The organism is Arthrobacter sp. TMN-50, from assembly GCF_054511125.1.
The window spans coordinates 751,011-774,448 of sequence record NZ_JBTNDG010000001.1 but is presented as its reverse complement, the minus strand read 5'-3'; the positions used below and the strand labels follow the sequence as shown (position 1 = coordinate 774,448).

Sequence of the window (23,438 nt, the reverse complement as noted above, 5' to 3'; positions counted from 1 at the left end):
GCGCCACCAGCGGCCCCCACCAGCCCGACGTCGAGCGCCACCGCGATCAGCGTTGGCCGGCACCGCCAGACGGCACAGCGCCGCCGGGTTATCGTCATTCTCGCCGGGATCACCGTCGTCCTGTTCGCCGTCACCATCCTCCTCGGCACCTACACGGTGACCATTCCCGACTTCTTCAGGATCCTCGGCGGCGCCGACATTCCTGGAGCATCCTTCATCGTGCTGGAGAACAAGCTGCCCCGAGCGGTGATTGGCGTCCTCATTGGAGTGGCATTCGGCCTCGCGGGCACCATCTTCCAGACCATGCTGCGCAACCCGCTCGCCAGCCCGGACATCATCGGGATCAGCTACGGCGCCAGCGCCTCGGCGGTGGGCGCGATCGTCCTCTTCGGAGCCGCTGGCGTTGCCGTGTCCCTCGCCGCACTGATCGGGGCGCTCGCCGTTGCCGCGGCCATCTATCTGCTCTCCCGTCGCGGCTCGGTGGCTGGCTACCGGCTGATCCTCGTGGGGATCGGCTTCGCCGCAGTCCTGCACGCCCTGGTCAGCTTCCTGCTTACCCGCACCGACATTCGCACGGCGTCCGATGCGCTGGTCTGGCTGAACGGTTCCCTGAACTCCAGCAACTGGGACCGTGCCACCATCCTGCTGCTCGCCATGGCTCTGCTGGTCCCCGTCGCAGCGGTCCTCTCGCGGGGGCTGCGCGCCCTGGAACTGGGCGACGACACCGCCACAAGCCTCGGCATCCAGGTGGAGCCCTCCCGGTTGGCCTTGATTACCGTGGCAGTTGCCCTCGCCGCCGTCGCCACTGCCGCGGCCGGCCCGGTGGCGTTCATCGCGTTCCTCGCGGGTCCGATCGCCCGGCGGCTCGTGAGGGGTGTCGTCTCACTGACCGCCGCCGCCCTGGTCGGCGCGGTGATCGTTCTCGGCGCTGACTTCGTTGCTGCGAATCTCATTCCCGGTGTGTCGCTGCCGGTCGGCGTGGTGACGGGCATTCTCGGGGCACCGTTTCTCTTGTGGCTGCTTGTGACAGCCAACCGCACAGGCCAGGGAGGCTGATATGGCGCTGACAGCCAGTGACCTGACACTCGCGTACGATGACCGCAAAGTAGTCCAGGACCTGACACTCGAGCTGCTGGCCGGCAAGGTCACCGTGATCGTAGGTGCCAACGCCTGCGGCAAATCCACTCTGCTGCGCGGCCTCGCCCGGCTGCTCAAGCCGACGGCCGGCGTCGTCAGCCTCGACGGCAAGGACATCCACTCGCTGCCCACCCGCGCCGTTGCGCGCACCCTCGGCCTGTTGCCGCAGACCCCTCTGGCGCCGGACGGGATCACCGTCGCAGATTTGGTGGGGCGGGGCCGCTACCCGCACCAGGGCTGGTTCAGGCAATGGACCGACGACGACGACGACGCCGTTGCGAACGCCCTCGAGGCGACCCACACCTTCGAACTCGCCGACCGTTTTGTTGACGAACTGTCCGGCGGTCAGCGGCAACGCGTCTGGATTGCCATGGCCCTGGCCCAGCAGGCCGACATCCTGCTGCTGGACGAACCCACCACCTTCCTCGATGTCACCCATCAGGTGGAAGTGTTGGACCTGATCACCGATCTGAACCGGCGCGTTGGCACCACCGTGGCCATCGTCCTCCATGACCTCAACCTTGCCGCGCGCTACGCCGACCACCTGATCGCCATGAAGGACGGCCAAATTGCGGCCCAGGGGAACCCGGCCGACGTCGTGACCGAAGAGACGGTCACCTCGGTCTTCGGCCTGCAGTGCCGCGTCATCCCGGATCCCGTGTCCGGCACACCCATGGTGATTCCGGTGGGCCGGCACCACTCCGAGGCCGGATCAACGCTGGAGCCATCAGACTCAACCACCGGGCAGGGGTACCTGCCTAACCCGCAGGACGCGCTGTCCGCGCAGCATCTGGAGGCAGCATCTTGACCGAAGTCAGCAACCGTCCCGCCCGGCAGGCCCAGCGCACCGAAGCAGCAGTTTCGGCAGTGACAGCGTTCGACGTCGTTGTGACCCGGGTGCAGCGACTGAGCGACAACTTCCAACGCGTCACCTTCGGAGGATCCTGCCTTACGGACTTCGGCGTGCAGGGCCCAACCCTTGATTTGCGTATCAAGGTGATAATCCCAGCCACCCGGGACGACGACGCACGCCGCCTCAACCTGCGGGAACTGCTGGAGTCACCCACCGAGGGGCCCGGCTGGTACCAGCAGTGGCTGGCCATGGATCCGACCGATCGTGGGTCGATGCGCACCTACACCGTCAGGGAAACCCGGTGCGACGCTGACCAACCCGAAATTGACGTCGACTTCGTGATGCACTTCGACGCGGACGGCAACGGGGGACCGGCGTCGCTCTGGGCCGCCGCGGCAACACCCGGGGACCGGATCTGGCTAATCGGACCGAACGTCCACGCCGCCACCTGCGCCACCGCCGGTTCCTACGGTGGGATTGAATGGCGTCCCGGGCTGGCCCAGCACATCCTGCTGGCCGGCGATGAGACAGCGGTGCCCGCCATCAGTGCCATCCTCGAGTCGCTGCCCGCCCATGTGGGTGGGCACGCCTTCCTTGAGGTGCCGGACCCGGCGGACTTCCAGGACGTTTTCACCGGCTCGTCGGTCGAGATCACCTGGCTGGCACGGGCACGGCGATCCCATGGGGAGCTTCTCGACGCCGCGGTCCGTGACGCGGTCCGTGTGCCGGGGTGGGTGTCGCTGGCGGCACCCTTCGCTTCCGGGGTGGAGCCCACCTCGGGTGCCGGCCTGACGCTCGCCGCTGCTGCCGCGGCGGCGGCCGGCCCCGAACCGGAAGAGGTGAACATCGACGAGACAATTCTCTGGGAGACACCCCAGCGGTTGAACGCTTCGACCCTCACCAGCTCGCTTAACCCCGACCGGCCGTCCGGCGCGCTCCCGTTCTACGCGTGGATCGCCGGCGAAGCCGCAGTGGTTCGAGGGCTGCGGCGCTACCTAGTGCGCGACGTCGGCATCGACCGTAAGCAGGTTGCTTTCATGGGGTACTGGCGCAAGGGACGGTCAGAGCTTACCTAGGCGCCACGCCGTGAGTTGTGTTACGGAATTATAACTTTTCCGTAAGATGGCCTACCTTTGTAGGGAGCCATCTGCATCACTGTGGCTCCCGGACTGCACGCCTAACCCTGTCAGCAGCCGGCCCCCAATTCACCGTGGCAGGGGTGGAGGACCCATCTTCTGGCAGTTTTCCTGCCTTCGGGGTGCAGCCCTTCGCAAATCGCTTTCCCGCTCTCGTGCCGGAAAGCAGCAGTGGGCCGAGTCAACTCTTGCTCGAATCCGACAGCTAACTTCACCGGCGTTGCAGAGAGGCACTTGTTTTGCTCCAGCCGGTCACTTCCGGGCGCCGCCGCGCGTCCGCCCCGCACACCTCCACCCGTCGGTCTGCCGTAATTGCCGCGGGTGTGCTCGCCGCAGCGGCGGGCCTTGCCCTGACGGCGTTCTCTCCCGCGGTAGAGGCTCCTCCCTCACCAGCCGCCAAACAGGTAGCGGTCCCCACCGCGCCCGTCACCGCTGACTCCCAGGCCGAGATCGATTTCAGCAAAGAGTCACCGCTCGCCACGGCCTCCACGTTGGCCGCCAAAACCACTGTGCTCTCGAGCGACGCTGCCAGCTTCGCCGCGCCCATCAAGGACGCTACGATCGCCTCATCGTTTGGCTATCGGGTGAACCCGATGGGTGGGTTCGGCGAAGAACTGCACACCGGCACCGACTACGCGGGCGCCTGCGGAACACCCGTCCTGGCTTCGCGCACCGGCACCGTGGTGGAATCCGGGTGGCATGCCTATGGGGGCGGCCAGCGGATTGTGGTGGACCATGGTGGCGGCCTTGAAACGTCCTACAACCACCTGAGCACCCTTGGAGTTAGCGTCGGGGACACCGTTGCGAAGGGACAAGGCCTTGGAGCCGTCGGCAGCACCGGCAACTCAACCGGCTGCCACCTCCACTTTGAGCTCCTGGTCGACGGCGAAAAAGTCGACCCGCAGACGCGGCTCTAGCCCGAGGGAAACTCGGGAATCCCGCCGTCGTTCCCGCTGGTCAAGCCCCGTGGATGGGATTGTCTGGACAATCCCATCCACCGTGCCCGATCGGTGGGAAACTGGAGCGGCTCAGGGCACCGGGTTGGTGACGACTGCGGGATCCTTCTTGCCGTACGGCATCCGCAGCCGCAGCGAGTTTGCATCCACCTTCAGGGCCATGTGCGTGCCTTTGCCGAGCGGGTCGCCGTCGAGCTGGATCTCCTGCGGCTCGTCGAGCTGGATTTCTGCGCTCTTGCACTGGAAATACTCCAGCGATGGGTCTTTGCCCTTGCCGCGGGCAAACAGTTTGCCCACGACGCCAAACCAGCCGAGCCGGCCGGTCGGTGCCACGGTCATGATGTCCAGTAGGCCGTCGTCGATCTTCGCCCCCGGGAAAATTTCCAGCCCGCCCATGATCTTGCCGCAGTTTCCGCCCATCACGCTGCGCAGCTTCCGCTCGATAACCTTGCCGCCGTCCAGGGTGATCCGGGTGCGGGCAGGCTTACCACTGAGGTTCCGGATGCCAGCGTCGACGTAGGCCAGCCAGCCCACCTTGTCCTTGAGATCGTCGCGGGTGTCCGCCATGATCGACGCGTCGAACCCCAGGCCCGCCATCACCAGGAACACATGGGAGTCCTGGGCGCGGTCGACGGTGACGTGCACCACGTCCACCTTGCGCTCGGTGCCAAAGAGGGCAGCTTTGGCTGCCTCCTCAGGATCGTCGACGGCGATGTCCAGGTTGCGGGCCAGGAGGTTGCCGGTGCCGAGCGGGATCAGGCCCAGTGCGACGCCGGTGCCGTTGACCACTTCGGCCACGCAGCGGACCGTTCCGTCGCCACCAGCGGCGATCACCACATCCACTCCGGCATCCACGGCTTCCTGCGCCTGGCCGCGGCCCGGGTCATCGGCCGTGGTCTCCAGGTACAGCAACTCGTCCCAGCCATCGGCAGCGCAAAGCCCCGAAACGATTGCGCGAATATCAGCGCCGGTGTTCTTGACCGGGTTGACGATCAACGCGGCACGCTTGGTCCGAGTATCGGAGGGGAGAGTCATAATGTCCTTCTCAGGTCGATGAGATGCAGGGGGCACACTGCTGCAAACTTATCAGCATACTTGCTAATCCAGTCTATCCCGTGGCGGGAGCAGGTAGCCTCATCTAGTGGAATTCTCTCAACGTTACGTGGCCCTTGGCGATTCGTTTACGGAAGGCGTCGGCGACTGGCATGAAGCCAGCCCCAACGGCGTGCGCGGATGGGCGGACCGGGTGGCCGAGCAGCTGATCCTCGCCGATGCCTCGTGGGGTTACGCAAATCTTGCGGTCCGGGGGAAGAAGGTGCGCCAGGTCCTTGATGAACAGGTTGACCGCGCCCTCGCTCTGCAGCCCACCCTGATCACCATCTACGCCGGGGGTAACGACATCCTCCGGCCGCGGATCGACATCGACGCTCTGATGGCCGCGTACGACGACGGCGTCGCCCGGCTGGCAAGCTCGGGGGCCGCCGTCGTGCTGTTCACAGGGTTTGATTCGGTGGCGTCGGCTGTGTTCGGCAAGACCCGCGGCCGGACCGCTATCTACAACGAGCTGGTGCGGGAGATTGCCGACCGGCACCACGCCGACGTGGTGGATTACTGGCGATTCAGGGAGTTTCAGAACTGGGGCTACTGGGATGCTGACCGCATGCACATGTCGACCGCCGGGCATACCCTGATGGCCAAACGGGTGCTCGAAGTGCTCAGGGCCTCCCACGAGATCGACCTGCCCGAGCTGGAGGCGGTGCCGGCGGCGTCGCGCATCGATCAGTTGCGAGCGGACGCCCAGTGGGCAAGGGATTACCTGTCGCCATGGGTGGGTCGGCGCCTGCGGGGCGTCTCCTCGGGGGACGTGCTGACGGCCAAGTATCCGGAACTCACCCGGCCGGCCTGGGCCTAGGGTGAGACCCCAACCCCACCCCACCGCTGGATCGTTCTGTGCCAGACTTGCTTGATGACTGGTGTTCGATGGCTCAACCCCGATGAGCGGCAGGCGTGGCTGGCCCTCTATGCGGTTGCCACCATTTTGCCGGGTTCCCTAGACGCGCATCTGTTCCGGCAAGCGAAGATCACCCTGTTCGACTACCACGTGCTGGCGATGCTCTCCGAAACCACCGACCTGACGCTCGCGATGAGCGACCTGGCGGCGAGATCGAACGCCTCCCTGTCCCGTTTGAGCCACGTGGTGAAGAAGCTCGAGCAGCGGGGCTGGGTAGCCCGGTTCCCTAGTGCAAACGATGGTCGGGTAACCACCGCGAAGATCACCGAGGAGGGGCTGAGGAACGTCCAACTCCTGGCCAGGGAGCATGTTGAGCACGTTCGGCAGGCGGTCTTCGACGTTCTGACCGAGGACGATGTGCACGATCTGGAGCGGATCGGCAAGAAAATTCTGGCCAGTCTCGACGACAGCCACTGGATCCTCGACCAGCCCTCAGCCGGGTCGTCGTCATGAAACAGCCGAAAGTCCTCGCCATTGTCCTGGCGGGAGGCTCCGGAGGACGCCTGGGCACGCTGACTGACCGGCGCGCCAAACCGGCCCTGCCCGTCGCCGGTACCTACCGGCTGATCGACATTCCCTTGTCGAACCTGCACCACAGTGGCTTCTCAGACGTCTGGATGGTGCAGCAGTATCAACCGAAGTCGCTCAATGACCACCTCGCCAACGGCAGGCCGTGGGATCTGGACCGCACCAACGGCGGGCTGCACGTCCTGCCGCCTTTCGAGGGCCGCAAGGGCGAGGGGTTCGCTGACGGAAACGCCGATAGTCTGTTCCGGCAGGCAGCGTTCATCAGGGAATTCAACCCAGACCTCGTCCTCCTGCTCAGCGCTGACCACCTGTACCAGTTGGACTTCCGCGACGTGGTGCGGACCCACCTGGAAGCGCGTGCCACCGCAACGATCGTGACGACGCGGTTCGACGGCGACGCCTCAGCCCACGGGGTGGTGGAAGTCTCCGCCGGGGTGGTGACCGGGTTTGAATACAAGCCTGAACGTCCCAAGACCGATCTGGTGGCCACCGAGGTCTTCCTTTTCGACGCCAGGCACCTCCTCGACACCTTGGAGCTGCTCGAGAAGGACGAGGGTGGGCTCGACGACTACGGCGACCAGTTGCTGCCCCACCTGGTGGAACACTCGACGGTGGTGGAGCACCGCCTCGAGGGGTATTGGCTCGACCTTGGCACGCCCGAAAACTATCACCGGGCACATATGGACCTGCTGGCCGGTGAGGGGCTACGGTTCGACGACCCGGAGTGGCCCATTATCACGGGCAGCCCCCGCCGACTGCCCGCGTTTATCGGTGCGGGCGCCGTTGTCACCGACTCGTTGCTGTCCCCGGGAAGCCGCATCCTCGGCGAGGTGACCCGTAGCGTGATCGGCCCCGACACGGTAGTGGAGGCAGGCGCCGTCGTCGTCGATTCGATTTTGCTAGACGCGATCACGGTGCCGGCGGGAGCGCGGGTGGTTCGAGCCATTGTGGATTCCGGGGCGACGCTGGAAACCGCTGCGCAGGTGGGCGACGGCGACGCCGTGACGGTGGTCGACCGCGACGGTGCCAGTACCAGCGATTAGCCTTAAATCCCGCCAGCTCCTAGAATAGGAGGGCATCAGGTGGCGGAGCGTGCGCAATTGCTCCGACTTCCGGGGAAGTTTCTCCCGGGGAGTCGGTAGTTAGGGGCTCAGGTTGCGCGAAAACCGTTAGTTATCCCAACAGCTTCGGCTGTTGTTTGGGTCGCCCCTGATCGCATTCCATGGCAGGTAAGACTGCCGATAATTTACTCTTTGGAGGATCGTCATGGCAGCTCACTGCCAAGTGACTGGAGCCGAGCCGGGCTTTGGGCACAGCATTTCCCACTCACACCGCCGCACCAAGCGCAGGTTTGACCCGAACATCCAGAAGAAGCGCTACTGGGTTCCGTCCCTGCGCCGCAACGTCACGCTGCAGGTCTCGGCCCGCGGCATCAAGACCATCGATGTGCGCGGAATTGACGCCGTGGTCGCGTCGATCCTGGCTCGGGGAGTGAAGCTCTAATGGCAAAAGATAAAGACGTACGTCCGATCATCAAGCTGAAGTCGACGGCCGGTACCGGGTACACCTACGTGACCCGCAAGAACCGTCGTAACGACCCGGACCGCATGGTCCTGATGAAGTACGATCCCAAGATCCGCAAGCACGTCGAATTCCGAGAGGAGCGCTAAACACATGGCTAAGAAGTCTAAAATTGCCCGCAACGAACAGCGCAAGGTCATTGTTGAGCGCTACGCTGAAAAGCGCCTCGAACTGAAGAAGACCCTGGTTGATGCCAACGCGTCGGACGAAGCTCGCGAAGCTGCACGCCTGGGCCTGCAGAAGCTTCCCCGCAACGCCTCACCGGTTCGCCTGCGTAACCGCGACCAGATCGATGGTCGCCCCCGCGGCACGCTGCAGAAGTTCGGTATCTCCCGTGTCCGCTTCCGCGACATGGCTCACCGCGGCGAGCTGCCCGGTGTGACCAAGTCCAGCTGGTAACACCCGCTGGCTGGTACCTACCAGTTTGCAAGAGGACGGCGACCCCGGGGTCGCCGTCCTCTTGCGTTAAGCGACCCGCCCCGTCATGAAGGGAACCCCTGTGCGGCAGCAGAAACTGCTCCAACCCCCGATGCTGCTGTTGTCGGTTGGTGGGTTCCTGGCGGTAGCCACCGAGGTCCTCCCGATCGGTTTGCTACCGCTGATGGCCGCGGACCTGGGCGTGAACGAGTCCTCGATCGGGTTGCTGGTGTCCGCCTACGCTGCGGTGGTGGTGTTCGCGTCCATCCCGTTGAACGCGTGGACCAGTGCACTGCCGCGGAAACCGCTCCTGGTGGGTCTGCTTGCCGGCTACGGGGTCAGCAACATCGTGCTGTGCCTCGCCCAGAATTACCCGGTGGCCCTGACCGGGCGGATCCTGGCCGGTGCCTGCCACGCCCTCTTCTTCGCTGTGGTCTTTGGGTATGCGAGCCGGTTGGCGCCGCCGGGCCGGATGGGTGCGGCGATGGCGCTGGTCAATGCGGGCAACGCCGTCGCGATCGCCGTCGGCGTGCCACTAAGCACCTGGCTGGGGGCGACGGTTGGGTGGCGCTGGTCGTTCGGCTGCGCGGCGATCATCGCGCTGCTCTTGTCGGTGGGCGCCGCCGTCGTGATGCCAGCGGTTGGCGGCTCAACGGTTTCGGGCGGCACCCAACTGCGGGAGGCGCTGGCGGAACCAGCGTTGCGGCGGGTGATTGTCGCCGTCGTGGTGATGATGACCGCGCAGTTCGCGCTGTACACGTTCATCACGCCGGTGCTATTGCAGTCGGGCTTCACCGCAGGCAATGTGGGATTCGCGCTGCTCGCCTATGGAGGAGCCGGGATCCTGGGGCTGGCACTGTGCAGTCGATTCACTGATTCGGCGTTGCGGCCGGCGCTGCTGGTGTCCCTGCTCGCGATGAGCGTGTGCTTTCTGGGGATCGCGGTGCTGGGTGGTGCACCCGGCTGGACGCTGGCCATGGTGATCCTGTGGGGGCTGCTGTACGGGCCGGTACCCGCCTACGTGCAGACCGCCGCGATGAGCGCCTTCCGGGGCCACCCGGATACGGTGGCCGCCGTGCATAACTCGACGTTCAACATTGGGATCAGCGCCGGGGCGCTGGTGGGTGCGCGGCTGTTGTTGGTGACCGACCCCTCGGGGATCGGCTACGCGGCGGCAGCGCTGGCGCTGGTCGCGGTGGTGGTGGTCTATACGGGTGTCAGACGGGGTTTTCCCCGGGCTACTGCCTGAAATAGTGCCCTTTGGTACCCAAAACCCCTAAAATTGCCGTAAACGACCGGAGTTTGGTGCTCAAGCTGGTAAGTTTTCGCAGAGAGGCTTTCAGAACCGTGAAGGCTTTACCCATAACGGACAAGTCCAGGAGGACGTAAATTGGCTACGAAAGAAACCAAGAACCGCAGCGAACTGGTAGCAGAAGTAGCAGCGAAGGCTGACACCAGTCAGACCGCCGTCAACGGCGTTCTCGACGCACTGTTCGATGTACTGGCAACCTCGGCTGCCAACAACGTCAAGGTCACCATCCCAGGTTGGCTCGCTGTCGAGCGCACCGAGCGTGCCGCCCGCACCGGCCGCAACCCCCAGACCGGCGAGACCATCCAGATTGCGGCAGGCAGCAGCGTCAAGCTGACCGCCGGCTCCAAGCTGAAGGCTGCTGTCAAGTAGTCAGTCACGTGGTCCATTAAGGACTTAAGGCCGCCACCCTTTCCGGTGGCGGCCTTACCTTTTAACCTGCCTTGCTATGGGAGGTACGGGCGGGTCAGGAGACGCCGAATTGTTACCGCTTCTACGGAGGGTAGACAATAGGGAGCGTGGCTACTACAACTAAGGTGCCCCGGCAGACCGACCGTCCGGGTACACCCACCCCCAGGGTAAAGGGTGCCTGGCTCATTGCGGGTGGAGCCGCCGTCGTGACGGGCCTCATCCTTGCGCTGCTGTTCACCGGTGCCGCCGGCCCGCGTCAGCTCGGCGATCCGGGAGCCCTGACCCGCTGGGGTCTACCCGTGGCCAAGGCCCTCAATAACGTTTCGGCCGCCGCGGTCATCGGGTCGCTGGTCTTCGCGGTGATGATTCTCCCGCGGCGGGTCGCCTCTTCGCGGCGCCGCGCCAGCGAGGTCGAGGCGCCCGGCGAGGAACATCCGGCGTTCAGCGCGGTCATGACGCTCGCCTCGGTTGCTGCGGTGTCCTGGACGCTCGCCGCCGTCGGCGTGCTGCTGTTTACCTATTCCGACGCCGCCGGACTGCCGCTGAGCGGCGATCCGGGCTACACCGAAGGCCTGGCGTCCTACCTCACCGACTTCGATACCGGCCGTGCCTGGCTGTCGACCGTGATGATCGCCGCCGTCGTCGCCACCATGACCTTCGGTGCGCGGTCCAGTGGCTGGTTGGCGCTGACGGGCATCCTGTCCCTCCTCGGACTGGTGCCAATGGCCCTGATCGGCCACTCGGCCAGTGGTGATGACCACTACGCGGCCATCAACTCGATCGCCCTGCATCTGGTGGGGGTATGCCTGTGGATCGGCGGCATCATTGTCCTGGCAGTGATCGGGGGTCGGTTGGGTTCACTGACCCCCAGTGTGCTGCGCCGGTTCTCGGCCCTGGCAGGGTTCGCTTTCGTCCTGGTGGTGTTGTCAGGAGTAGTCAACGCCAGCCTGCGGATCAACGATCTGGGTCAGCTCGGCTCGGAATGGGGGCTGCTGGTTACCTTCAAGACCGTCGCCACCTTGTTGCTGGGCGGGATCGGTCTGATGCACCGGCAGTGGATTATGCCCCAGCTCGGTGACGGCAGTGGTTCGCCCACCAATGGTCAGTTCTCGGCTCGGCGGGTCCTGTGGCAGCTGATCACTGTGGAGCTGCTCATCATGGGCGCCGTCTCCGGCGTCGCTGTAGCCCTGGCACGCACCGCGCCTCCCGTCAGTGAGGAGATCACCCCCGACGCAACCCCCGCGCGCATCCTCTCCGGCTATGACCTGCCGCCCGAGCTGACCCCCGAGCGGTGGTTCACTGAATGGCGCTTCGACTGGCTGTGGGTTGCTTTCGTGGCGGTCGTGGGTGTCGCCTACCTGCGCGGTGTCATCAAGGTGCGCAAACGCGGAGACCAATGGTCCCTCCTGCGCTTCGCGAGCTGGCTGGTGGGATTGGCGCTGCTGACCTACGTCACCTCCGGCGCCCCCGCCGTCTACGGCATGGTCCTGTTCAGTACCCACATGGTGGGCCACATGGCCCTGACCATGGTGGTCCCGTTGTTCCTGGTGCTTGGCGCACCGATCACCCTCGCGCTGAAAGCCCTCACCCCGCGCGGGGATGGCTCCCGGGGTCTCCGCGAGTGGATTCTCGTGGTGGTGCACTCCCGTTTCTCGATGCTCGTCACCCACCCGCTGTTCGCCGCGGCGAACTTCGCCGGCTCCATAGTGATCTTCTACTACTCCCCGCTGTTCGGTTTCGCGGTGCGCGAGCATGTGGGTCACGAGATCATGTATGTGCACTTCCTGATTACCGGCTACATCTTCGTGCTGTCCATGCTGGGCTCCGATCCGGTGCCGCGCCGGGCACCGTACCCGCTCCGGATCCTGCTCCTGTTCGCCACGATGGCCTTCCATGCCTTCTTCGGCGTAGCGCTCATGGGGTCGACGTCGCTGCTCCAGGCGTCCTGGTTCGGCAACATGGGCCGGGACTGGGGGCCGTCAGCCCTGGAGGACCAACAGCTCGGCGGCGCGCTCACCTGGGGCATCGGGGAAATCCCCACCCTGCTGGTGGCGATTGGCGTTGCGATCATGTGGTCGCGCGACGACGCCCGCGAGTCCAAACGGACCGACCGCGCCGCGGACAGGAATAACGACGCCGATCTCACCGCTTACAACAACATGTTCGCCTCGCTGGCGAAACGCGACACCCGCCGCAGTTCGGGGAAACCCGGAGCCGGTGAGTCAGCACCATCCCCCACACCTGACCGACCAGGAGAGCGTGAATGACTGAGACATCGATGACTTCGATCCGCACCGACTACCGGGTGCGTGCCTCCGAACTGGTGGGCCGCAACTGGCTCAACACCGGGGGGCGTCAGCTCACCCTGGAGGATCTGCGCGGAAAAATCGTCATCCTCGACTTCTGGACGTTTTGCTGCATCAACTGCCTGCATGTCCTCGACGAGCTCCGTCCGCTGGAACAAAAGTTCAGCGACGTCGTCGTCACGGTGGGAGTCCACTCGCCCAAGTTCGAACACGAAGCCGATCCGGACGCCCTGGCCGCCGCCGTGGAACGCTACGACATCCAGCACCCGGTGCTGGACGACCCGGAGCTGACCACCTGGCAGGCCTACACCGCCCGCGCCTGGCCCACCCTGGTTGTAGTGGACCCCGAAGGGTACATCGTGGCTCACCTCTCCGGGGAAGGCCATGCGGCCGGTCTGGAGTCGCTGGTGCAGGAACTCGTCGAGGAGCACACCTCCAAGGGCACGCTGCACCGCGGCGACGGGCCCTATGTTCCCGCCGAAAGCACAGCCGGCGTCCTTCGGTTTCCCGGCAAAGCTGTTCCGCTGGATAACGGCTCCCTCCTCATCGGCGACACCGGCCACCACCGTCTGGTGGAACTCGACGCGGATCTGGTCACCGTCCGCCGCACCATCGGGTCGGGGGAGAAGGGCTTCGTCGACGGGGCCGCCGCCACAGCCCAGTTCAACGAACCGCAGGGCCTCGCCGTCCTCCCCGCCCACATCGCCCGCGAGGCGGGGTACGACGTCGTGGTCGCTGATTCAGTCAACCACCGGCTCCGCGGCGTCGCACTGGCCGACGGCTCAGTCCGCACCATCGCGGGCAACGGCGTTCAGCGGCTGCTGGACGCAGGCAACCATGTGAAGGCCCGCCCGTCAGAGCTGCAGGAGAACGCCGACCAGGCGACCGGGTACGACGTCGAGACCCCCGAAGACGCTACCCCGCGCCTCACCGACACCCAGTTGGGGACCCGGCCACTGGAGGTCTCGCTGTCCTCCCCGTGGGACGTCCTGTGGTCCACGGTGCTCGAACGCGTGGTCATCGCGATGGCGGGCACCCACCAGCTCTTCACGTTCAACCCACTTACCGGGGCCGTGGACATCCTCGCGGGCACCGGGCTAGAGGGACTGCTCGACGGCGACGCGGCCGAAGCCTGGTTCGCCCAGTCCTCGGGGCTCGCCGAAGACGCCAGCGGAAACATTTGGGTCGCCGACTCGGAAACCTCGGCGATCCGGACCCTGTCCTTTCCCGAGGTCAACGGCCACCGGCGGACCCAGGTGCAGACCGCCGTGGGGACCGGCTTGTTCGACTTCGGGTTCCGCGACGGTCCCGCCGATCAGGCACGCCTTCAGCATCCCCTGGGCATCACCGCCCTCCCCGACGGATCGGTGGCCATCGCCGATACCTACAACGGGGCTGTCCGCCGCTTCGACCCCGTCACCGGGCTGGTCTCGACGCTGGCGCGCGGCCTCTCAGAGCCCTGCGATGTGCTCCTGGACCTCACCCCCACCGCGACCGGCAGCGAACCGCTGCTGATCGTCGTGGAGGCCAACCGGCATCAGCTGGTTCGGGTGCCCATTCCCAAAGAGGCGCTCGCCGTCGATGAAGGCGCCTCCCAGACGCAACGGCCGCAGACCGCCGTCGTCCCGGGGTTGCACGCACTGACCATCAGATTCGCTGCGCCGAAGGGTCAAAAGCTCGACGACCGCTGGGGTGATCCCACGCAGCTGAAAATTTCGTCGTCGCCCGAGGAGCTGTTGGTGTCCGGCGGGGGGACCTCAGTGGGACTGACCCGGGAGCTGGTGCTGTCCGACACCGTCAGCGAGGGCGTCCTGCACATCACCGCGCGCGCTGCGGCCTGCGACGGCGAGCCGGGCGGGGAGATCCCCGACCACGCGGCCTGCCACCTGTACCAGCAGGACTGGGGCATCCCGGTGCGGCTCAGTGCCGACGGTGAAACCGAACTGACGCTGGACCTGCGGGGCCTGGACTAGTCCAGGCCAGCTAGTACTGGACGACGGGGGTGACAGTGATTTTGTCGTCGCTCACTGACAGTCGTGCGGTGAAGCCGAACTCCCGGGCGACCGTCACCGCTTCGATGGTGCCGGTGAAGAGGTCCTGCAGCGAGGTGGACAGTTCGGCGGTGCCCGAGAGGGGTGCCATCACCCAGTTGCCGTCGAAGGGTTCAATAACGACTGTTGGGTATTCTGTGATCGCCCACCGGATGTCACCGGCCACCCGGTTTTCGGTCTGGAAGTTGAACGGGCAGTTGGCTGGCTGGAACACGGTTTGCGACGCGCACTCGTCGAGGAAGCGCCGCACCTGACCGTCTACGGTCTCCACCAGGGCGTCGGTCGCTGCGGTGGCCAATGCAATGCGCTTGTCGGTGGCCATCCGGTCGGTGACGGCCACCGTCTGGGCGGGAGCAGCAAAAAACTCGCTGGTGTAGTGGGCTTCGAAATCGCCGGGATAGAACACAGCGAACTGGTTCCTGCCCCCGGGCATGCCAACCCGGGTGCCGTTCAGAGTAGCCTCGCCCTGGTTGATCACCGAGAGCTCAAGCGTGGGCAACACCGAGGGCACAAACTCCCAGGTGTTGAAGAACAGCCATTCGGTCCCGGTGCGCTCCAACGGGAACGTCGAGGTATGTTCGGTGCCGCGAACCGTGTAGGTGATGGCGATGTCCACCCGCCCGTCACCGACGTCAACGGGATCGCTCACCGTGACGTTTTCCACCCGTTCCATGGACTGCTGCAGTGGGGCGCCGTCAAGCATGGCCGCGTTGGCTGCCGGCACCGAGCCGTTGAGCAGTCCCAGGGCGCGTTCACCGTCGCCCTCGGAGAGCGCCTCAAGGTAGTCGTGGACCTGTTCTTCGGGGCTGAGAATGTAGGCGTTCACCAGCACCACAGTGGTGATGGCACCGGCAACCACGACCATCAGGCCCAGCAGCCAGGCTGCCAGGACCTTGATCACAGAGGACGTTTGCACGTTATTACGTTACCTGTCGGGCGGTTGAGGTTTACCAACGACGACGACGCCTCCGTTGAATGGCAGTTCAGCTGGCGGCCGCGTGCTTTCCGCCCCCGTTCTGGCCATCACCTGCGGTGTCGCGCCCCTGCTGGCTGCCCGTCCCGTGCCCGCTGGCGCGGTCCGCCTCGCGGGCGTTGGCGATTTCTTCGGCCCGTTCCTCGCCGGCCTCGGCGGTGAGGGCTGCGCCGGCCTCAGCGTCACGGGTTAGATTCTCGCCGGTCTCGACGTCGAACAAGTGGAGCTTCCGGGTGTCGAGCCAGATTTCGGCTTCGCGGCCGCCGCGGATCCTGCTGGCGGCGTCAAGGGTCACCACAATCTGGGGGCGGAGCTCGTCGGCGTCCATTTCCCGGGCCAGGTTGTTGAGCAACTCACGCACCTCGGGGTCCGGATCGAAGTTGATGTAGCCGTACTGTTCGTTGCCGAGCCACTCCGTGTGGGTAAGAGTGGCCGAGAAGACCGAGCCGTGGGGACGTTTGGATTCTTCGACGAGTTTGGCGTCCTCGAAAAACTCGGGCCGCACCCCCACGAGCACGAGCTTCTTTCCCTCGGCCTGCGCGATCTTCTCTGCCGGGATGTCGAGGTCACCGAGGACAGTTTTCAGCTTGCCGCCCTCGATGGTCGCGGGAAGGAAGTTCATTGATGGCGAGCCGATGAATCCTGCCACGAAGAGGTTGACTGGCTGCTCGTAGAGTTCCCGGGGCGAGGCTATCTGCTGCAGTTCGCCCATCTTCAGCACCGCCACCCGGTCGCCCAGAGTCATGGCCTCGGTCTGGTCGTGGGTGACATACACGCTGGTGACGCCAAGCCTGCGCTGCATCTGGGAGATTTCTGAGCGCATCTGGCCGCGCAGTTTGGCGTCGAGGTTGGATAGTGGCTCGTCGAAGAGGAACGCGTCAGCCTGGCGGACGATGGCCCGGCCCATGGCCACTCGCTGCCGCTGGCCGCCGGAGAGGTTTGCTGGTTTGCGCCGCAAGTGGTCGGTGAGTTCCAGGGTGGCAGCCGCCTCGGTGACGAGCTTGTTCACCTGCTCCTCGGTGTGCTTACCTTTGGCAAGGCGCAGCGGGAAGGCAATGTTCTCGTACACGGTCAGGTGAGGGTACAGGGCGTAGTTCTGGAACACCATGGCCAGGTTACGGTCACGTGGTGCCTTGTCGTTGACGCGTTCGCCGTCGATCAGAAGCTCACCGTCGGTGATGTCCTCAAGACCGACGATCATGCGCAGCAGGGTCGACTTGCCGCAGCCTGACGGGCCCACCAGAATGATGAATTCGCCGTCGGCAATGTCAATGCTGATGTCATTGACGGCGGGAAACCCGTCGCCATACTTCTTGACCAGGTTGTTGAGGGTAATTGAAGCCATTTTCTGGTGATCCTTTTCTATGTGACTGGCGCAAGCGGCGGGGACTGAGCCGTTAGCCCTTGACGGCGCCGGAGGTCAGGCCTGAAACGATTTGGCGTTGGAACAGCAGAACCAACAACACGATCGGGATGGTGACGATGATCGCCGCAGCCGAGATAGCGCCGGTGGGTGACTCGAACTGCGAGGCCCCAGTGAAGAACGCCAGCGCCGCCGGCACCGGTCGCGCGGCCTCAGTCGACGTCAGCGAGATGCCGTAGACGAAGTCGTTCCACGCGATGAAGAACGCGATAATCGCCGTCGTGAACACCCCCGGTGCTGCCAGCGGAACGATGGCTTTACGGAAGGCCTGCCAGGTGGTGGCACCATCCACCTGAGCTGCCTGCTCCAGTTCCCACGGGATCTGCCGGAAGAACGCCGCCAGGGTCCAGATGGAGATCGGCAGGGTGAGGGACAGGTAGGGGATGATCAGTCCAAGCCAGGTGTCATAGAGCCCGATGTTGCGCCATAGGTTGAACAGGGGAGTAACGATCGAGATCACCGGGAAAATGGAGACCGCCAAGGCAGTGGTGAGGATCAGTTTCTTGCCGGGGAAGTCCAGCCGTGCAATCGCGTAGGCGCACAGGGTGGCTAGCACGACGGCGATGGCCGTTGCAATCAGCGAGATGCCGATCGAGTTTCGCAGGGACGTCAGGAACAATTCCTGCGCATCGCCGACCAGTATCTGCTCGTAGTTCGAGATGGTGGCAGCTCCCGGGGACGGCAGGAAGCTGCCGTTGGTGAGATCGCTTGGGGACTTGAACGAGGTGGCCAGGATGGAGGCCACCGGGAAGAGGGCGTAGATCAACACCAGAACGGAGATGACCGCCCACCAGATCTTTTCGCGCCGGGAAGAGTTCTTCATTTCTTTTCTCCTCTCGTGCCGGCAAGATCCACTTTGAAGATCTTGATGGCGGCGAAACTGATCAGGATGACGCAGACGAACAGCAGGACCGACACGGCCGAGCCCAGGCCGATCTCGAGGCGGCTGATCGACGTCCGGTAGGCGAGAAGGGAGAGCACTTCCGTGTTGTTCTCGCCGTTGGTCATGATGAACACGTTGTCGAAGATTCGGAAAGCGTCCAAAGCCCTGAAGAGGACGGCGACCATGATCGCTGCCTTCATGTTGGGGATGACCACCTTGCGCATTTGCTCCCACCAGGTGGCGCCGTCGACCTTGGCGGCTTCGGTGAGCTCATCGGGCACCTGGGCCAGACCCGCGAGGAGCAGCAACGAAATGAAGGGGGTGGTCTTCCAGATTTCGGACGCCATGATCACGAACAACGAGGTGCCGGTCTGCGCGAACCAGTTGAGATCCGAATCGATGCCGGGCACCCAGTCAAACCAGGCGTTCACGTACCCGGAGTTGATATCGAACGCGTAGAACCAGGCGTACGCCGAGACCACGGTGATGATGCCGTAGGGCACCAGAATTGCGGTCCGGAGGATGCCCTTCAGCGATTTCAGCGCCTTGCTCATCACCAATGCCAGGGCGAATCCGAGGACCAGTTCGACGGCGACGGTGATAACCGTAATGAGGACGGTTACCAGGAGGCCCTGCCACCACACGCTGTCGGAGAGGATGGTGATGTAGTTGGCGAACCAGATGAACTCCCGCTCATCGGGGGCGGTGAGCCGGAAGGCGAACAGGGATTCGAAGAAAGCCTGCAGGATCGGATACAGGGTCACCAGGAGCATCACCACGAAGGCGGGGCCGGCGAGATACCAGCCCATCCGGCGTTCGGCCTTGACCCGATCGCTGTACTGCATCTTCTGTTTCTTCGACTTGTCGCCGACGTCAGGTCTGTTGATCGTTGAGCTACTCACAGTAGCCTCTCCCCTCTGAGCACTGCGGTGATGAACTCCTGAGATTCTTCAGGAGTTACGTCGGGGTCCACTTCGTTGGGCGGCGACCATTCCTGCTGGAGTCCGGTGGAGATTTCGTTGTAGAACGGTGTCTGTGGACGGGGAGCCGCGAGTTCGAGTGAATCCCTGATGGTTTCAGCCATAGGGAAGTCTTCCTCGATTGCCGGGTCGTCGTACGCTTCCGAGTTCGACGGCGGGTTGCCGTTGGTGATGAAATACTCGGTCTGGTTTTCCGGCTGGACGATGCATTCGATCGCCTCGTACGCAAGGTCGGGGTTCTCGCTGGCTGCGCCAACCCCCAGGTTAATGCCACCCAGCGGTGGCGCGGTGTCCTCGCCCTCGGCTACAGACGGGTACAGGGCCCAACCGATGTCATCGATGATCGATGGGTCAAGAGTACCCGCCTCAACGGCGCCGAGAGTGGCCGGCCAGACGAAGGGATAGTTGACCATGAAGGATCCCTCGTCGCCCTGGAACTGGGTGAGCGACGTACCTTCGGTGGAGGTCGGCAGGCCAGGTCCACCCAATCCCTCGGTGCCGATCGTGCCGATGATGCGTGCCGCTTCGCGGCCGGCCTCGGAGGTGAGACCGAGCTGCAATTCGTCAGCCGGAGCCTCGGAGTTCTCTAGGATTTGGCCGCCCGCCGATTCCACCAGGGCATTGATCCAGACCGTCATGGATTCGGCGGGGGAGCCCTGCACGCCGAGGAGCTTGTCCTGCTCGGCAGCGGCTTCAATAATCTGATCCCAGGTCACCGGTTGGGACATGTCCAGCCCGGCTGCCTCGGCCACCGACTCCCGATACCACAGGATCTGGGTGTTCGCCCAGAATGGCACCGTCACCAGTTCCTCTTTCCAAGTGGCACCGGCGAGGGCGCCCTCCAGGACGTTTTCGGAGAAGGCGTCGACCGAATCTTCGGGAATTGGTGCCAGGAAGCCTGGCTCCGCAAGCTCGGGGATGAACGGCGGGTCGATGCTCATGATGTCCATCGATGTGTCGCGAGCAGCTAGCCGGCGCGCGAGCTGCTCGCGCTGTGCGGCGGCATCGGTGGGCAGGAGCGACGTCTCAATGCGGTAGGCGCCGTCGGCCGCCTCGGTGCAGCTGGCCGCGATTGCGGCTTGTCCGCCGGCATCCGGATTGATGTACCAGGTGAGCGTTGTATCGCTTTCCGCCGGGCCGCAGCCGGTCAGCAGCATTGTTCCCATCACCAGAGTTGCCGCAGCCGCAGACTTTGGCTGGCTCCGGATTGGATCGCGTTTTCTACGCCTTTTCGGCATTCCCACCGTGCCTCCACCTCGTTGTAGAAAGCCTGGTCGCCCCAGGTACAGCAGGCGATCCGAAGCAACCTTGTCTTTGAGACCCTATGCCCTGAGCTGCAAATCCGCCAGAATAGCCGATTGCAAACCGGGAGAGGGTGAGCGAGGAAGATTGCGCGAATGTCAGCGACTGCTAGGCGAGAGCTGAATTATCCAGAGCGTGCGGAGGTCGTTCAAGGCCGTCAACGACGCTCTCCGCAGGGTCATGGCCGAGGTCGACGATGCGGTTCTGCCCGTCGACGTGAACCACGGTTGGCAGGAAGTGCTGTGCCTCGGCGTCGGTAAGCTGCGCGTAGGTGATCAGGATGACGGTGTCGCCGCGGTGGACGAGGTGGGCGGCCGGTCCGTTGATTCCCAGCACCCCGGAACCGCGCTCGCCGGCGATGGTGTAAGTCTCCAGCCGGGCGCCATTGGTGACATCCACAATGGACACCATCTCACCGGGCAGGATGTCGGAGGCCTCGAGCAGGTCGAGGTCCACGGTGACAGAACCCACGTAGTGCAGGTCAGCGTGGGTTACCGTTGCGCGGTGGATTTTAGACTTGAACATTGTGCGATTCATCAGCACCAAGTCTACCGCCGCCGCGGAGTGCCAGGCTATGTGATGGCGCCCACGTGGTGGTCGTCTCCCAGTTGCCGGACCCGCCACGGCTGCACCCCGTTATCCCGTTACCGCCGCCGAAGAGTGAACCGCGGTGAACCGGAGAACCGCCAACCCACCGGAGCCCACCGCTCGCCGAACGTGGCATTAGCGGTGGGATGCTGCCCGTCGTGGGTGGGGATGGACAGAAGTCAGGAGTCCGGTGCCTTTCGGAGGGCGCGGCCCATGATCGCCGAGGTCAGCGCTGCCACCAGTTCCTGATTGGCGAGGGGATTGCTGAGGAGGGTGAAGTCGACGGCACCTACCGGCGGCAGGTTGAAGCGGTTGCTGACCTGCACCAGGTCTTCAGGGATCAGGGACTGCGGGAACACGGCCAGGCCTATTCCGGCCCGGGCGGCGGCCAGGACGCCGTTGATCTCGCGGGTATTGCAGGTGATGCGCCAGATCCGGCCGGCCTTTTCGAGGGCGTCGATGGTCATCTGGCGGGTCAGGCTGGGGGACTGGTAGACGATCAACGGCACGGGCGCTCCATCCTCGAGGGTGGTTTTCCCATGCCCGGCCCAGACCAGTTGATCGCTCTGCACCAGAGTTCCCTCTCCGGTGCCGCTCATGTACTTGATGAAGATCAGGTCCAGTTGGCCGGCACGCAGTCGGCGCAGCAGGAGCGGACTCTGGGCCACCGTGAGTTCGAGGCTGATCTGCGGGTAAAGCTGCCGGAAATGCCGAAGGATCCGCGGTAGCTGAGTGATAGCCAGATCATCGGCCACCCCGAACCGGAGCCGTCCGCGCATCGCCGAACCGGAGAAGTAGACCATCGCCTGCTCCTGTGCTGCGAGGATGGTCCGCGCGAAGCCGGCCATGGCATCCCCGTTGTCAGTCAGGCTGACGCCGCGGGTGTCACGCGAGACCAGAAGTCGCCCGGCAGCTTCCTCCAACTTCCTGATGTGCTGGCTGACTGTGGGCTGGCTGAGGTTCAACCGGCCCGCGGCGCCGGTGAAACTCAATGTTTCAGCGACGGCAAGGAAGGTTTTCAGCTGAACCGGATCGTACATGCACTATCCGCCTATTATGTTTTCGAATACGACTTATTGCCACCATACGCTTTCATCATGGATTGGTGGTGCGTAGCGTGGAAAACGTCCCCACCCACCAGCACAGGAAAGACACCTTGGCACCCCCACCGCCCTCCGCCGGCCCGGCCGGAGACCCCACGCTCACCGCACCCCTCCCAATCACCACCCAACGACCAGCCTGGCGCGATACCTTCATCTCGCTCCGCATCCCCAACTTCCGCCGCTTCGCGATCTCCCATCTGATCGCCGTCGTCGCCGTCTGGATGCAGCGGATCGCCCAGGACTGGATGGTGCTGGAGCTTTCCGGATCGGTCACCGCCGTCGGCATCACCGTGGCACTGCAGTTTGCGCCGTTCCTGCTGCTCGGTCCTTGGGGTGGCATCATCGCCGACCGCTATCCCAAACGGATTCTGCTGATCATCACGCAGAGCCTGGCCGGCCTGATGGCGGCAGCGATGGCGGTTCTGGCCCTCACCGGGGTGGTGGAGGTGTGGCATGTCTACGTCATCGCCTTCGTGCTGGGACTGGTAACTGTCGTGGATGCACCGGCCCGGCAGGTCTTCGTCAACGATCTGGTGGGGCCGGTTCACCTGCGGAACGCGATCAGTCTCAACTCGTCGATCTTCCAGGTTGGCGCGATGGTGGGTCCCGCCGTCAGCGGCGTGCTGATCACGGCGATCGGTGGCGGCTGGGCGTTCGCGGTCAACGCCGTCGCCTGCCTCTACACCGTCCTGACCCTCGCCCTGCTGAAGACCGACCAGCTGTCGGTTGCAACCCGGGTGCCGCGGGCCAAAGGACAGCTCCGGGAAGGCATCCGCTACGTGATGAGTAAACCGGCCATCTTTTGGTGCATGCTCACCGGGGCGTTCGTCTCCGTGTTCGCCATGAGCACTCCCGTCCTGATGGCTGCGTTCGCTGCCACAGTCTTCGACTCAGGTGCCCAGGGATATGGCTTCCTCAATACCGCGCTGGCCACGGGGTCGCTGGTCGGTGCCCTCGCTTCCACCCGGCGAACCACCCTGAGGCTACGCGGGGTGCTCGGCGGCGCCGCGGCGTTCGGCGGTTTCATGGCGCTCGGCTCCATCGCACCCAACCAGGGCGTCTTCGCTGTACTGATGTTCTTCGCCGGCGTTGGCTGCCTGTGGTTCATCACCGGGGCCAACCAGTTGGTGCAGATATCGTCCAACCTGGCCATCCGGGGACGGGTCATGGCGCTGTACATGATGGTCCTCATCGGCGGCCAGGCAATTGGCGGGCCCATGATCGGCTGGCTTGCCGAGAACATCGGTGCCCAGCCCACGGTGCTGATCGCGGGAGGGGTGCCGCTGCTCGCATCGGGCGTGTTCGCCGTCGTCCTGGCCCGGAGGGGTCAGTTGACGCTGCGGTTCCGCTATACGAACACGCCGCGACGACGACGGCGGCTGCTGGCGATTGTCCCCAAGTCCCCGGAAGCGCGCAGTCACGCGGTCGTCTAACCGCGTCACCCCGCCCGACGCGCGGCCGGAGGAAAGGTTTGCGCACGTGTGGTGGGT

23 protein-coding genes and 1 riboswitch are annotated in these 23,438 nt (G+C 64.6%); of the genes, 15 read left to right on the top strand and 8 right to left on the bottom strand.

The features are described from left to right. Positions 1–45 precede the first annotated feature (45 nt). The 4 genes from ACX80A_RS03750 (at position 46) to ACX80A_RS03735 (ending at position 4,043) form a co-directional block, all read left to right on the top strand. Entirely contained in the window at positions 46–1,056 is a 1,011-nt protein-coding gene (locus tag ACX80A_RS03750; RefSeq protein WP_459258354.1) for a FecCD family ABC transporter permease, read from the top strand. A 1-nt stretch (position 1,057) separates the two neighbouring features. Then, on the top strand, positions 1,058–1,945 hold the full coding sequence (locus tag ACX80A_RS03745; RefSeq protein ID WP_459258320.1) for an ABC transporter ATP-binding protein: 888 nt from the start codon (positions 1,058–1,060) through the stop codon (positions 1,943–1,945). After that, positions 1,942–3,066 carry a siderophore-interacting protein gene (locus tag ACX80A_RS03740; protein ID WP_459258319.1) on the top strand — a complete coding sequence of 375 codons (1,125 nt, stop codon included), beginning with the start codon at positions 1,942–1,944 and terminating at the stop codon, positions 3,064–3,066. The genes ACX80A_RS03745 and ACX80A_RS03740 overlap by 4 nt, the downstream gene beginning before the upstream one ends. 105 nt (positions 3,067–3,171) lie before the next feature. After that, positions 3,172–3,361, top strand: a riboswitch (cyclic di-AMP (ydaO/yuaA leader). A 4-nt stretch (positions 3,362–3,365) separates the two neighbouring features. Beyond that, on the top strand, positions 3,366–4,043 hold the full coding sequence (locus ACX80A_RS03735) for a M23 family metallopeptidase (RefSeq protein ID WP_459258318.1): 678 nt from the start codon (positions 3,366–3,368) through the stop codon (positions 4,041–4,043). A gap of 111 nt (positions 4,044–4,154) precedes the next feature. Here the strand turns inward: ACX80A_RS03735 and ACX80A_RS03730 are convergent, their stop codons facing one another. Further along, positions 4,155–5,117 carry a diacylglycerol/lipid kinase family protein gene (locus ACX80A_RS03730; protein ID WP_459258317.1) on the bottom strand — a complete coding sequence of 321 codons (963 nt, stop codon included), beginning with the start codon at positions 5,115–5,117 and terminating at the stop codon, positions 4,155–4,157. Between the two features lie 106 nt (positions 5,118–5,223). On the opposite strand from ACX80A_RS03730, the gene ACX80A_RS03725 reads away from it, so the two are divergent. The 10 genes from ACX80A_RS03725 to ACX80A_RS03680 all read left to right on the top strand — a co-directional run bounded on the left by ACX80A_RS03725 (position 5,224) and on the right by ACX80A_RS03680 (position 14,618). Beyond that, the gene (locus tag ACX80A_RS03725) at positions 5,224–5,994 is read left to right on the top strand and encodes an SGNH/GDSL hydrolase family protein (RefSeq protein WP_459258316.1); all 771 of its coding nucleotides are present in this window, start codon (positions 5,224–5,226) and stop codon (positions 5,992–5,994) included. A 54-nt stretch (positions 5,995–6,048) separates the two neighbouring features. Then, complete coding sequence (locus tag ACX80A_RS03720; RefSeq protein WP_459258315.1) at positions 6,049–6,546, top strand: MarR family winged helix-turn-helix transcriptional regulator; 498 nt, start codon at positions 6,049–6,051, stop codon at positions 6,544–6,546. Beyond that, the gene (locus tag ACX80A_RS03715) at positions 6,543–7,664 is read left to right on the top strand and encodes a glucose-1-phosphate adenylyltransferase family protein (RefSeq protein WP_459258314.1); all 1,122 of its coding nucleotides are present in this window, start codon (positions 6,543–6,545) and stop codon (positions 7,662–7,664) included. Before ACX80A_RS03720 ends, ACX80A_RS03715 begins: the two co-directional genes overlap by 4 nt. Positions 7,665–7,887: 223 nt before the next feature. Continuing rightward, on the top strand, positions 7,888–8,124 hold the full coding sequence (gene rpmB / locus ACX80A_RS03710; RefSeq protein ID WP_019481733.1) for a 50S ribosomal protein L28: 237 nt from the start codon (positions 7,888–7,890) through the stop codon (positions 8,122–8,124). Next, on the top strand, positions 8,124–8,291 hold the full coding sequence (gene rpmG / locus ACX80A_RS03705; RefSeq protein WP_019481734.1) for a 50S ribosomal protein L33: 168 nt from the start codon (positions 8,124–8,126) through the stop codon (positions 8,289–8,291). The genes rpmB and rpmG overlap by 1 nt, the downstream gene beginning before the upstream one ends. A gap of 4 nt (positions 8,292–8,295) precedes the next feature. Further along, positions 8,296–8,601, top strand: a complete 306-nt coding sequence (rpsN, locus tag ACX80A_RS03700) for a 30S ribosomal protein S14 (RefSeq protein ID WP_196840064.1) — start codon at positions 8,296–8,298, stop codon at positions 8,599–8,601. A gap of 85 nt (positions 8,602–8,686) precedes the next feature. Beyond that, positions 8,687–9,868, top strand: a complete 1,182-nt coding sequence (locus tag ACX80A_RS03695; protein ID WP_459258313.1) for an MFS transporter — start codon at positions 8,687–8,689, stop codon at positions 9,866–9,868. Positions 9,869–10,009: 141 nt separating this feature from the next. Next, a complete protein-coding gene (locus tag ACX80A_RS03690; protein WP_019481737.1) occupies positions 10,010–10,300 on the top strand; it encodes an HU family DNA-binding protein in 291 nt (96 codons plus the stop codon). Between the two features lie 146 nt (positions 10,301–10,446). Then, positions 10,447–12,606 (top strand): cytochrome c oxidase assembly protein, encoded by a 2,160-nt coding sequence (locus ACX80A_RS03685; RefSeq protein WP_459258312.1) that lies wholly within the window; start codon positions 10,447–10,449, stop codon positions 12,604–12,606. Continuing rightward, positions 12,603–14,618 (top strand): NHL domain-containing thioredoxin family protein, encoded by a 2,016-nt coding sequence (locus ACX80A_RS03680; RefSeq protein ID WP_459258311.1) that lies wholly within the window; start codon positions 12,603–12,605, stop codon positions 14,616–14,618. Before ACX80A_RS03685 ends, ACX80A_RS03680 begins: the two co-directional genes overlap by 4 nt. A 10-nt stretch (positions 14,619–14,628) precedes the next feature. Here ACX80A_RS03680 and ACX80A_RS03675 read toward each other — a convergent pair whose 3' ends face one another. From ACX80A_RS03675 to ACX80A_RS03645, 7 genes are all read right to left on the bottom strand, one after another. Further along, positions 14,629–15,612 (bottom strand): hypothetical protein, encoded by a 984-nt coding sequence (locus tag ACX80A_RS03675; protein ID WP_459258310.1) that lies wholly within the window; start codon positions 15,610–15,612, stop codon positions 14,629–14,631. Positions 15,613–15,679: 67 nt separating this feature from the next. Further along, positions 15,680–17,014, bottom strand: a complete 1,335-nt coding sequence (locus tag ACX80A_RS03670) for an ABC transporter ATP-binding protein (protein WP_459258309.1) — start codon at positions 17,012–17,014, stop codon at positions 15,680–15,682. A 52-nt stretch (positions 17,015–17,066) separates the two neighbouring features. After that, positions 17,067–17,915 (bottom strand): carbohydrate ABC transporter permease, encoded by an 849-nt coding sequence (locus ACX80A_RS03665; protein WP_459258308.1) that lies wholly within the window; start codon positions 17,913–17,915, stop codon positions 17,067–17,069. Then, positions 17,912–18,820, bottom strand: a complete 909-nt coding sequence (locus ACX80A_RS03660; protein ID WP_459258353.1) for a carbohydrate ABC transporter permease — start codon at positions 18,818–18,820, stop codon at positions 17,912–17,914. Before ACX80A_RS03660 ends, ACX80A_RS03665 begins: the two co-directional genes overlap by 4 nt. Positions 18,821–18,873: 53 nt before the next feature. Continuing rightward, a complete protein-coding gene (locus tag ACX80A_RS03655; protein WP_459258307.1) occupies positions 18,874–20,121 on the bottom strand; it encodes an extracellular solute-binding protein in 1,248 nt (415 codons plus the stop codon). Between the two features lie 244 nt (positions 20,122–20,365). Further along, on the bottom strand, positions 20,366–20,794 hold the full coding sequence (gene panD / locus ACX80A_RS03650) for an aspartate 1-decarboxylase (protein WP_459258306.1): 429 nt from the start codon (positions 20,792–20,794) through the stop codon (positions 20,366–20,368). Positions 20,795–21,024: 230 nt separating this feature from the next. After that, positions 21,025–21,885, bottom strand: coding sequence for a LysR substrate-binding domain-containing protein (locus tag ACX80A_RS03645; protein ID WP_459258305.1), 861 nt, complete (start codon positions 21,883–21,885; stop codon positions 21,025–21,027). A 116-nt stretch (positions 21,886–22,001) separates the two neighbouring features. On the opposite strand from ACX80A_RS03645, the gene ACX80A_RS03640 reads away from it, so the two are divergent. Next, complete coding sequence (locus tag ACX80A_RS03640) at positions 22,002–23,381, top strand: MFS transporter (RefSeq protein WP_459258304.1); 1,380 nt, start codon at positions 22,002–22,004, stop codon at positions 23,379–23,381. The last annotated feature ends 57 nt before the right edge of the window (positions 23,382–23,438 follow it).